A 10,655-nucleotide genomic window follows, 5' to 3' on the forward strand; every position below is an offset into this window, starting at 1 on the left:
GGCGATGCGCGATCCGGTGGCCGGGGCCGCGCCGGTGATCGGCCTGCGCGGCGAGGACGAGATACGCGCGCGCATCCACGCGCTGCAGGACGACGCGGCGCAGCCGCCGGTTTCGGATAACGAGGTGGCGCTGATCGACGCGATCCTTGCCGTGCGCGAGACGAGCGACAACGCTCTGGAACGGCTGCGCGACATCGCGGTGGACATGCCCGCCATCGACGCGGCCGTGGCCCGGCTGGCGCGCCGGCTGGACGCGCTGGACAGCCGTGGCATCGACGTGGCGCGGCTGGATTTCGAGGCGAGTTACGGCCGCACCCAGATGGAATATTACGACGGTTTCGTTTTCGGATTCCACGCTGAATCGCGGCCCGACCTGCCGCCGGTGGCCACCGGCGGGCGGTACGACGCGCTGACGCGGCAACTGGGGCAGGGGCGCGAGATACCGGCGGTAGGCGGGGTGATCCGGCCCGGGCTGGTGCTGGACCTGGGGGGACTGTCATGAGCCTCAAGCTGGGGGTGCCGTCCAAGGGCCGGCTGATGGAAAAGACCTTCGACTGGTTCGGCGCGCGCGGTATCGGGCTGGGCCGCCAGGGCTCGGCGCGCGAATACGCGGGTTTTGTCGAGGGGATCGACAATGTCGAACTTGTCCTGCTGTCGGCCGGGGAAATCCCGCGCGAACTGGCGGCCGGGCGGATCCATCTGGGGGTGACCGGCACCGATCTCGTACGCGAGAAGCTGGGCCGCTGGGACCGCCGCGTCGAGGAACTGGCGCAGCTGGGGTTCGGCCATGCCGATCTGGTGATCGCCGTGCCGCGGGCCTGGGTCGATGTGAACACGCTCGACGATCTGGATGCCGCCGCCGCCGCCTTCCGGCAGAAACACGGGTTCCGCCTGCGCATCGCCACGAAATATCACCGGCTGGTACGGGACTTCCTGCGCGAGAGCGGCGTGGCCGATTACCGCCTGGTGGACAGCCAGGGCGCGACCGAGGGCACGGTGAAGAACGAGACCGCCGAGGCGATCGCCGATATCACCTCGTCCGGGGACACGTTGCGCGCCAATCACCTGAAGGTTCTGGATGACGGGCTGGTCCTGCGATCGGAGGCGACGCTGTTCAGGGCGCGCGGCGTCGACATGTCGGAGGCGGACCGCGCGACGCTGGGCGAACTGACACGAGTGCTGGGCGTGGATTGAAGGCGGGCGCCGGGGAGATTGGCGCCCACCGGCTGCCGGCGTCCTCTAGAAACGGAACGTGCCGCGCAGCTGTACGGTGGTGGCCTCGACATCCGACCCGAGATTGCCGAAATCGTCGAATTCGTGGTATAGCACTTCGCCACCGATGCTGAACTGATCGGAGACACGGTACTCGTACCCGCCGCCCACGAAGTAGCCATCATCGTCACCGAACGAATTCGTGTCGGCCCAGGCATAGCCCGTGGTCGCGTAAAGCAGGCCCTGACCGATCTTGTAACCGGCGCGGCCCTTGACGCGGAACACCTCCTCGAGGGCGCCACCACTTGCATTGAGGTCGATGTCGGCAAAATCGTAGTCAAGACCGCCGCCAACGACCCACTGGCCGAAATCATGGTCGTACCCGCCCACGATCCCGCCGATCACGTCGTCATCACTGCCGGCAAGGTCGGTGTCGACTTCGGCAAAGCCAAGCTGGACCCCGGTGTAGAAACCTGTCCAGTCCGGGCTGGCGTCGATGACCGGGGCGGCGGGGGATACCGGCGTGTCGGGCGTCGCCGGTTCTGCCGAGCCGGCGAATGCCGGCAGTGCGATGACCGAGGCGGCCGTGGCGGCGGCGGCAAGGCGAAGAGGGCTGAACATGGGTGAATTCCTTCTGTCATTTCGTGCGGTTCAAAAGCCGGGCGTGCCGGCGATGGGAATGTCGCCGGGGGCGCCCTCGGCTTGGGACAGAGGTGTCGATGGCACGGTCTTGATACAACGCGCGGGCCGGTCGCGTTACGTCAACTGGTGGTGATCGGGCGGGAGGTTTTAGCCCGCGCGCGGCCTTGACGCCGTATGTTTTTGCGCCGACGCTGAAGGTGTTGTCATCAGGAGGAGCAGAGCCGATGCGGGCCATGCGATCCGGGCGCCGGTGGGCGCGCACCGCGGCGGCAATAACATTGGCGCTATGCGCCGCCGCGGCGGCGGCGAGACAGCCGGTGACCGGTGACCTTCGCGCGTGGACAGGTGCGGATGGTGTCACGCGGCTGACGGGCCATGTCTGCGCGCCGCCCGACGTGATCGGCGCCGCGTCAAGGCCGCAATTGCAGGTGACCGGACCGGGGGGCGGCGCCGTCACGCAACTTTTCGAACTGTCGCCCGCGGACCGGCAGGCGTATCGCGTCATCGGGCAGGACTGTGCCGCAGACAGCCGGGTTTTCCTTGTCAGCCAGGTCATCGGCGCGCCGGTGCGCGATATCGGGGGTGTCACGCTGGGCGCGCGCGACGGCACGGCGCATCCGCTGCCGCTTCGCCGGGCCCGTCGGGAAACATCGCAGAAATTCGGCATCGTCTATTCGCTGGATCACTGCCTCGTTTCGGGCACGCGCCACAACGTCGCCCCGGGGCAGCCCATCTTCAACACGACGCGGATATCGCGGATGCCCGGTGGCGCGCGTGGCTGGGGCCCGGTGCGCTGGAACCACTGGATCGACAAGCCGCTGGACGGGTACTATTGCCTGACCGGCAACAAGCGGCTGGCGCGCAAGCACGCCTTTCTGCTGTCCGTGATGGGGGTCGATTTCGTCATCCTTGACATGACGAACATGGCGGTGGCCGCGACCCGGGACCGGCCCGACCGGTACAGTGACGAGTTCCGGACCAAGGTGGCCGGGCCGGTGGGCACGCTGATGGCCACGTGGCGCGACCTTGCCGCGCGGCCGCGGCCGGTGGACGTGCCGCGCATCGTGCCCTGGGCCGGGATGTTCCTCGAGACGCGGAAAACGAAGATCGCGCCGGAGCGGTCCATCGTGCGGTATCTGGTGGGGGATTTCCTGCCCGGCCTGCACGAGGCGGGGCTGGGAATGCCGGTGGACGGCAGCGGCAAGCCGCTCTTGCTGGTCAAGATGAATTACACCTATCGTTTCAACCCGAACCGAGCGGTGGAGGTGATCCGGCATTTCGGGCTCAAGCGGCATTTCACGACCCGCGCCATGTGGGCCGACCGCAAGAAGCTGGAGGCGCGCTTCGGCAACCGGCAGGAGCGCAACGCCGGGATGCGCGGCCCCGACAATTTCTGGAGCTTCCTGGAACCCTGCCGGATGTCCGACGGCCGGATCGCGACCGGGTGCCACCAGTCGGCGGGCAGCCCCGAGCAGATCAGCGTGTCGGTGGGCTATCCCAGCGATACCTTCATGAGCATCGAGCGGGAAACCCACCGGCGCCGGGGGCGCACGCTATTCCAGCAGTTCCAGAAGGTGTTTGCCGATGACGGGCGCACGCCCTTCGTCGTGCTGTCGGTCTGGAACCCGTGGACCAATCCCCGGCAATGCCCGCCCGTCAACGGCAACAATCCGAACGGCAAGGGCCCGCCGCTGGTCTGGAACGACTTTGCCAGCCACGCCGCGCGCGACTGCATCGGCGGTCTGTCCTACTATCCGGGCGGCGCGCCGGCCTTCCTTGACAATTACGACCTTGAACGATCCAAGCTGATCGAGCCGGATCGCGACTGGGGCGATTGCTACATGAGCCTCGCGCGGGACCTGATCTTTGCCGCGCGTGCCGGGCGCGATGACCTGTCGGCGGCTCAGAGGAAACGGTTTGCCGCCTGTTCCGACGACGGGTTCGACCTGCGGCGCTGAGCTCAGAGCACGCCGATATCGGCAAGGGCGGCGGACAGGCCGGCCGGCAGGGGGTCTTCGCTCTGGCGGCTGGCGGGCAGGTCGGCGGGGGCATCCTCGGGCTTGAGGTACCGCCAACCCTGGAAGGGCCGTTTGGGGGCCGTGGCCGTGCGCACGACCTCGGGGTCCAGCACGAAAGCGCAGCGACGAATGCCGTCGCCGCCGGTGACCTCGTCGAAGCGCAGCAGGCGCTGGCGGCATTGCACCAGACCCTGCACCACCCAGTAGACGGACCCGCCGTCGAGCAATTCGGCCTCGCGCCGGGGCCACATGCGGGTGATATGCCGGGGCAGGCCATCCGGCCCCTTGGCGCGGGCCGATGCCTGCCATTGAAGGAGGCTTTCGACCGTGTCAGACCCGACGCTGAGCTTCATTATGTGCAAGGCCATGACGAGAATCTCCGCTAATGCAATATAGGGTAGTGGAAATGGCGGCGGCTTCAAGCTATTGTGTCGGTCCGTCCTGCGAGGGAGTCGAAACATGAGCCGCTTTGCCGCCCCGATCGCCGAACAGATCTGGAACATGAAATACCGTTTCAAGGCGGCCGACGGAACGCCGCATGACAAGACCGTCGAGGACAGCTGGCGCCGGGTCGCCCGCGCGTTGGCCACCGTGGAGGCCGCCCCCGAGGAATGGGAGCCGAAGTTCCATGCCGCGCTGGAGGATTTCAAGTTCCTGCCCGCGGGGCGCATCACCGCCGGCGCGGGCACGCAGCGCAAGGTCACGTTGTTCAACTGTTTCGTCATGGGGACGATCCCCGATGACATGGGCGGCATTTTCGACCACCTGCGCGAGGCCGCGCTGACCATGCAGCAGGGCGGCGGGATCGGCTATGATTTCAGCACCATCCGCCCGCGCGGCGCCGACGTGAAGGGCGTGGGCGCGGATGCCAGCGGCCCGCTCAGCTTCATGGACGTGTGGGACGCGATGTGCCGCACGATCATGTCGGCCGGATCGCGCCGCGGCGCGATGATGGCCACGATGCGGTGCGACCACCCCGACATCGAGGATTTCATCGCCGTCAAGGCCGACCCGGCACGCCTGCGGATGTTCAACCTCAGCGTCCTCGTGACGGATGCCTTCATGGAGGCGGTCAAGGCCGACGGGCCGTGGGACCTGATGTTCGACGGCCGGGTGTACCACACCGTGCAGGCCCGCGACCTCTGGAACCGGATCATGCAGGCGACCTACGATTTCGCCGAGCCGGGCGTGATCTTCATCGACCGGATCAACCAGGCCAACAACCTGAACTACGTCGAGGAGATATCGGCGACGAACCCGTGCGGCGAGCAGCCGCTGCCGCCCTACGGCGCCTGCCTTCTGGGCTCGATCAACCTTGCGCGGCTGGTGCGCGACCCGTTCGATGCGGATGCGGCCCTCGACGAGGCGGCGCTCGACGATCTGGTGGCGACGGCGGTGCGGATGATGGACAATGTCGTGGATGCCTCGAACTTCCCGCTGGAAGAGCAGCGGGCCGAGGCGCGGAACAAGCGGCGGATCGGGCTGGGCGTGACCGGGCTGGCCGATGCGCTGATCATGTGCGGGCTGCGCTATGGCAGTGACGAGGCGGCGCTGAAAACGTCGCGCTGGCTGCACCGAGTGGCGCGGGCGGCCTACCTCGCCTCCGTCGAGCTGGCCAAGGAGAAGGGCGCCTTCCCGTTGTTCGACGCCGACCCCTATCTGGCCTCGGGCACGATGTTGGGCATGGACGAGGACGTGCGCGGTGCCGTGGCGCGGCACGGCATCCGCAACGCGTTGCTGACCTCGATCGCGCCGACCGGCACGATCAGCCTTTATGCCGGCAATGTCAGCAGCGGGATCGAACCGGTCTTCGCCTATTCCTACACCCGAAAGGTCCTGCAAAAGGACGGCTCGCGCACCGAGGAGGAAGTGGTGGACTATGCCGTGCAGATGTGGCGCGAGAAGATGGGCGACGCGCCGCTGCCCGAGTATTTCGTCAACGCGCAGACTCTGGCCCCGCACGAGCATGTCAAGATGCAGGCGGCGGCCCAGCGGTGGGTGGATTCGAGCATTTCCAAGACGATCAATGTGCCCGCCGACATCTCGTTCGAGGCGTTCAAGAGCGTCTACACCGAAGCATGGGACATGGGGTGCAAGGGATGTACCACCTACCGGCCGAACGAGGTGACGGGCAGCGTGCTCAGCGTCGCCGAAAGCGAGGACAAGGTCCCCGGCGAGACGCCGGATGCCGGTGCGCCCACCGATGGCGGCGAGGTCGTTTACATGTCCGAACCGCTGGACCGCCCCACGGAACTGGAGGGCGCGACCTACAAGCTGAAATGGCCCGACAGCAACCACGCGATCTACGTCACAGTGAACGACATCGTGCTGAACGGGCACCGCCGGCCCTTCGAGGTGTTCATCAACTCCAAGAACATGGAGCATTTCGCCTGGACCGTGGCGCTCACCCGGATGATTTCTGCCGTGTTCCGGCGCGGCGGCGATGTCTCCTTTGTCGTCGAGGAGTTGAAGGCGGTTTTCGACCCGCGCGGCGGGGCGTGGATGAACGGGAAATACATCCCCTCGATCCTCGCCGCGATCGGTGGCGTGCTGGAGCAGCACATGGTCTCGATCGGCTTCCTCAAGGGCGAGGGGCTGGGCCTCAAGACCGACCCGACACAATCCGTCGTCAACCTGGATGCCCCCAAGGGCCCGGCCTGCCCCGCCTGCGGCAGCTACGACATGCGCATGATAGAGGGCTGCATGACCTGCGCAAGCTGCGGCCACAGCAAGTGTTCCGGCTGAGAGGTATACATGTACCGAGAGAAACCATAATAGTGCGCAAACGAAACCGTAAGTCTGCGCAGGGGATGTCAAGGGGTTTTTGGACAAACTTGGCTGGACGGTATGCTCTGCTTTGTCAGGTTCAATCTATCGATTCTGGGCTTTTGCCTGAGCAGACTGGGCGGCCATGTCGCGGAAGAGGCGGGGCCCTACTCGTCACCATTTCTCAGAGTCGCAGGAAGCTGACCAAGACGCCGCCCGCAATACAGATAGAATGGGGCTGATAGGCATTATTTGTTGGGGCCGTCACGAACGTCGCCTATGCGCAGGGAGGGGAGTTTGCAAAGTTGCGAACCCTCGTTGCCCATCGAGACTTGACCAGTCCCATCCCGCCTTTGTGCTCAGCGAAGCGGACCTCAGCTTCGAGCCAAATTCTCGCGCTTGTCTAGATGCAACGAATGACAGCTGCTCTGGTATCGCCAAGTGCGAGCCAAATCCAAGTCACGACACCAATGACAGCGTGGGGCTTGATCATCGCCGATGAGCTTGGCTTTATTTTTATAAGCTGTTACGAAAACTAAATGAATTTGATGAGTTCGAGATGGCGGCGCGGAGCAAAAATACCTCAAGACTGGAGGCGTGGCGCGACATAGTCTCAACCAAGCCGGAACCCGAGCTTGATGAGGTCTCTGCTGGTAGAGACGCAGAACTTGCCCTGCGTTCGATGGTTTCGAACCAACTAATTTGGAAATCGGCGAGCATCTTCCATTCGAAGCGGGTCCCAACCAATACACGCACGCCAAAGCGGGGCCGCTACGAAATTGACCTAGTCGTGCTTTCGCACAAACAGATTAGTGCAATCGAAATCAAGAATTGGTCTGGCTCAGTGCGTATGGCTGGCTCTTCGTGGATTCAGGAACGGCGGAATGGCCAAAAAATAATCCACGAAAATCCCCTACGCAAAAATCAGCAAAAGCTCGAGAGCCTGTGTGCATACCTTGAGTCGCAGGACATCCGTGTCCCAGAGACCCGAATATGTAGAGTGATTCTCTGGAACCGAAATCTAAGCATACCATCAGAGGCTGCGAGTCGCGAAGAAATTGTCATGCGTCATCAACTTGAAAGGTTCTTGAGCCACCAAAAGGCATCCGGCTTTGGCGAACGGATCATGATGTCTGTGCTCAAACTATGTCTTGAACAAGAAGCCAGCCGGATTGCTTCGGAGGGCTTTTTTGGTTCTATTCCAACACACGATTTCGACGAGGCAACCAATGCAGTCTCGCGCCTTGAGACTTTCGATAAGCTTGAGCTCTATGGGGGGCGAGTTCTTTCTGGCGACACGCTTAAGCTGAAGGCAAACGGGCAATCACTTTCGCTCAAGGACTTACCGAGTGGCACGAGAATTAGCGTAAAGTGTAGGAGAAATAAAATATTCCTTTTCTTTTCTGCCCTGTTTGGTTCGTCACCTCTGATTTCGTTATCCGAGCCATTCCATTCAGTTTCTGCTTCGTCCCGCGACAGTGTCTTGTTTCACGCGGCTGGCCACGAAAAGCCTGAAGAATTTGAGCTTTCGCGCATCGTTAGCATGACCCGGGGTTGATAGTAGCCCATTCTCGCAACTCGCTCCAACAGCAATAACTGAAGCTCGCCGGACGGCCATTTTGTCCCGTGTTCTGGACCTTCGCATTGTGCGCAGGCCCTGTGATTGGTTCATCTGCTACTGGCCGCAGTCGTTGCAAGGCCGCACCACTTAATTACTCGCTAGAAAGATCTTTCAGCGTGAAGTTCTGCATATCCTCGGATTTCCGCTCCAAGGCGTTGGTAAGGTGAACACGGACAACATCTCGATTCTCATCAATCATCGAGCGAAGGTCCGCCTCGAAGTCTTCACGGTTGAAATACTCATCGATCGAGACGACAGCCGCGTCTACAGCGAACCACGATGCAGCACCGCCAATGGCCCCGCCGACCGCGGCTCCGACTGGTCCGCCCCACGATCCAGCCAGCGCACCGAGCCCCGCTCCGCCCAATATCCCTGTACCCTTTGCGACGCCCTTTCCAGCTGCCTTTGCTGCAACTCTGGTTGCGACTTTCGCAGCAATAGCGGCAGACACTGCTTTGATTGAAGCGGCGCCACCGACAGTGGCCATGACTGTTGCAACCGGTACCGTCACTCGCGATCGGGCGAGAGTATCTTCGATGGACCGCTGAGTGATTGGCGCAAGTGGAGCGTCGGATAGATCGGAGGGAATCTCATTTTCCAGCTCCTGCATCAGGGCCTTGCGGAACTCATCCGAGAATCTCTCATCAAGTGTGCTTGTCACTTCATTAAGTCTGTCGTCGAAGCCATCGTAAAGCCTGTCCTCAATTGCACTGGCTGCGGTGCCGCGCGCTGCGCCGACCAATTCGGTGTACTCACCAAGTACGGTATAGTGGAAATCAGCATAACTTGATATGCCTCCATAGACAGGCGCGTATAGCTCGTCGAGTAATGGGTCGATTTCATTTAATGTCTGGTCGCCGGCAGTTCTGGCCGTACGTTCAAAAACTTCTTGGAGCGTGCTTTGCTCGATCTCAACCTCTTGTGGCGCGACTTCTTCCGCTACAGGCGGCGGATCATCTCGTACTTCACTCGTCGATTGATCTGATCTCAGCAGACCGATGGCGACCAAGCCAAGCGAGGCCACGGCCAAGAAGATAATTGTGCCCCAGAAGAAGCGAGCGAATAGTATTTTTTGTTTATCTTCCTTCTGGACCTCTTGTTTCCTTTTATTAGGGTCTTTGTAATCAGTCATCTGTCATGCCTTCCGCGCCGTCGGGCTGCCGGCAAGCCCGTTTTTCAATGTGATGCCTGTAGAAGCTAGCTGCACCGACTGAACTCGTCGAAGCGACTATGCATATGAGTGCGCTGTGTGCTGCGAACAGCGCTCCTGGCGCCATTGTCCCTTCGAAGCGGGATGCGAGCCAAAGCTTGGTAGAATCGATAAGCTGAAATGCCGAGATAGCCTCGTTCAAAATATCATTTCGACGCGGAAGTTGCCCAAGGGCCAGGGACATTGCCTCGTCGAAACCCAGTCGGATGTAGCCAGGTCGCTCAACGACCGACCATTCGAAAAACGCGTACGGAACGACAAACAACGTGGATACTAAGAAGACGGCTGTCGTCGCGCTGAACCAAGAAAGCGCGAGCGGGCGTATATGGGTTTTAAATATCCCGACCAAGCTCGAGTAAACTAGGGTGGCGGCGGCGACGATTACAAGGAGAGCCGCGATTTGAATAGGTGTTGCAAGGAGCGTGTGCACAGCAACCATCGACAAAGAGAAAGTTGAAATGAAAAAGGCAGCAAGTGCCGAGATGAATGTCCCAGTCAGCAGCCCGAGCAGGCTTGAATCCGTTCGTATAGTGGAAAGGACTATGGATCGCCGTCTATCAAGAGAATTTTGAAAGGTTCCAAGAAATACAAATAGAAAGATAGGGATTAAAGATAACACCGTCCAAGGTGACAGAGGGTATGAAGTTCTCCAGAAGACAATGGATATACCGAACAATAACGTGATCGAAAAACAACCTTTCATTGGCATTCGGGTGTTTGGCACCCCTCCTTGTAGGTTAGATTCTCTGTTGGGTCCATCAACGGCTCGATCTCGATCATCAAAGAGTGCCCTGTCTGCCGAAATCGATCAATGGTTCTTCCTCAGCTGATCCGGAACACGGCGGCTTGATGGACGGCGGAGGCTCTCGCTTTCTTTGGTTAAGCAGTCTGGCGGTGTCGCAAGCATGCCTTTCGATGATCTTGGAGCAGGGCATCCTATAACCTCAGGTCAGTCTGAAATGATCAGTTGAGCCGACCTTAGTATGCGGCGAGCGAGCGGCAGGAAGGCTGCGCATCGTACCAGTTCGCGGGCCTCGCGGCGAAGGGCAGCTATCGCAAATTCGAGCTAAGGGCCTTGGGTCCGCTTTGGGGCTGGCAGCGGTCATTGGACATTTTCACTCAGAAAAGTTGTCTTATAATCCCGAGCGTGGGTTCAACTGGGTTTGTCGCCGTCGGCCGCGTCGGC

At 61.5% G+C, this 10,655-nt stretch carries 9 protein-coding genes; 5 read left to right on the top strand and 4 right to left on the bottom strand.

Going from position 1 to position 10,655, the window contains the following annotated elements:
* Both ACH107_RS25835 and hisG read left to right on the top strand, forming a co-directional pair.
* The coding region (locus tag ACH107_RS25835; protein ID WP_412508487.1) for an ATP phosphoribosyltransferase regulatory subunit at nt 1-502 on the top strand (502 nt) is incomplete at its 5' end.
* On the top strand, nt 499-1,194 hold the full coding sequence (hisG, locus tag ACH107_RS25840; RefSeq protein ID WP_412508488.1) for an ATP phosphoribosyltransferase: 696 nt from the start codon (nt 499-501) through the stop codon (nt 1,192-1,194). The genes ACH107_RS25835 and hisG, both read left to right, overlap by 4 nt.
* A gap of 45 nt (nt 1,195-1,239) precedes the next feature.
* Here the strand turns inward: hisG and ACH107_RS25845 are convergent, their stop codons facing one another.
* Nucleotides 1,240-1,833: an outer membrane protein gene (locus tag ACH107_RS25845; RefSeq protein ID WP_412508490.1), complete on the bottom strand. Its 594-nt coding sequence runs from the start codon at nt 1,831-1,833 to the stop codon at nt 1,240-1,242.
* A 338-nt stretch (nt 1,834-2,171) separates the two neighbouring features.
* On the opposite strand from ACH107_RS25845, the gene ACH107_RS25850 reads away from it, so the two are divergent.
* On the top strand, nt 2,172-3,812 hold the full coding sequence (locus tag ACH107_RS25850) for a hypothetical protein (RefSeq protein ID WP_412508491.1): 1,641 nt from the start codon (nt 2,172-2,174) through the stop codon (nt 3,810-3,812).
* A gap of 2 nt (nt 3,813-3,814) precedes the next feature.
* Here the strand turns inward: ACH107_RS25850 and ACH107_RS25855 are convergent, their stop codons facing one another.
* Nucleotides 3,815-4,240 (bottom strand): DUF1489 family protein, encoded by a 426-nt coding sequence (locus tag ACH107_RS25855; RefSeq protein ID WP_412508493.1) that lies wholly within the window; start codon nt 4,238-4,240, stop codon nt 3,815-3,817.
* 91 nt (nt 4,241-4,331) lie between these two features.
* Here ACH107_RS25855 and ACH107_RS25860 point away from each other — a divergent pair, with 91 nt between their 5' ends.
* Together ACH107_RS25860 and ACH107_RS25865 are read left to right on the top strand one after the other, a co-directional pair.
* On the top strand, nt 4,332-6,617 hold the full coding sequence (locus ACH107_RS25860) for an adenosylcobalamin-dependent ribonucleoside-diphosphate reductase (RefSeq protein ID WP_412508495.1): 2,286 nt from the start codon (nt 4,332-4,334) through the stop codon (nt 6,615-6,617).
* Nucleotides 6,618-7,197: 580 nt separating this feature from the next.
* The gene (locus ACH107_RS25865; RefSeq protein ID WP_412508496.1) at nt 7,198-8,196 is read left to right on the top strand and encodes a nuclease-related domain-containing protein; all 999 of its coding nucleotides are present in this window, start codon (nt 7,198-7,200) and stop codon (nt 8,194-8,196) included.
* Between the two features lie 154 nt (nt 8,197-8,350).
* On the opposite strand, the gene ACH107_RS25870 is transcribed toward ACH107_RS25865, so the two are convergent.
* Together ACH107_RS25870 and ACH107_RS25875 are read right to left on the bottom strand one after the other, a co-directional pair.
* A complete protein-coding gene (locus ACH107_RS25870) occupies nt 8,351-9,391 on the bottom strand; it encodes a hypothetical protein (protein WP_412508498.1) in 1,041 nt (346 codons plus the stop codon).
* Entirely contained in the window at nt 9,384-10,193 is an 810-nt protein-coding gene (locus ACH107_RS25875; protein ID WP_412508499.1) for a hypothetical protein, read from the bottom strand. Before ACH107_RS25875 ends, ACH107_RS25870 begins: the two co-directional genes overlap by 8 nt.
* Nucleotides 10,194-10,655: the final 462 nt, after the last annotated feature.

This window comes from Roseovarius halophilus (ex Wu et al. 2025) (assembly GCF_047086965.1).

What these genes read in the sequence shown, in the direction of transcription:
- ACH107_RS25860 (WP_412508495.1), top strand. Translation starts at nt 4,332, where the DNA reads ATGAGCCGCTTTGCCGCCCCGATCGCCGAACAGATCTGGAACATGAAA.
- ACH107_RS25870 (WP_412508498.1), bottom strand. Translation starts at nt 9,391, where the DNA reads ATGACTGATTACAAAGACCCTAATAAAAGGAAACAAGAGGTCCAGAAG.
- ACH107_RS25855 (WP_412508493.1), bottom strand. Translation starts at nt 4,240, where the DNA reads ATGGCCTTGCACATAATGAAGCTCAGCGTCGGGTCTGACACGGTCGAA.
- hisG (WP_412508488.1), top strand. Translation starts at nt 499, where the DNA reads ATGAGCCTCAAGCTGGGGGTGCCGTCCAAGGGCCGGCTGATGGAAAAG.
- ACH107_RS25865 (WP_412508496.1), top strand. Translation starts at nt 7,198, where the DNA reads ATGGCGGCGCGGAGCAAAAATACCTCAAGACTGGAGGCGTGGCGCGAC.
- ACH107_RS25845 (WP_412508490.1), bottom strand. Translation starts at nt 1,833, where the DNA reads ATGTTCAGCCCTCTTCGCCTTGCCGCCGCCGCCACGGCCGCCTCGGTC.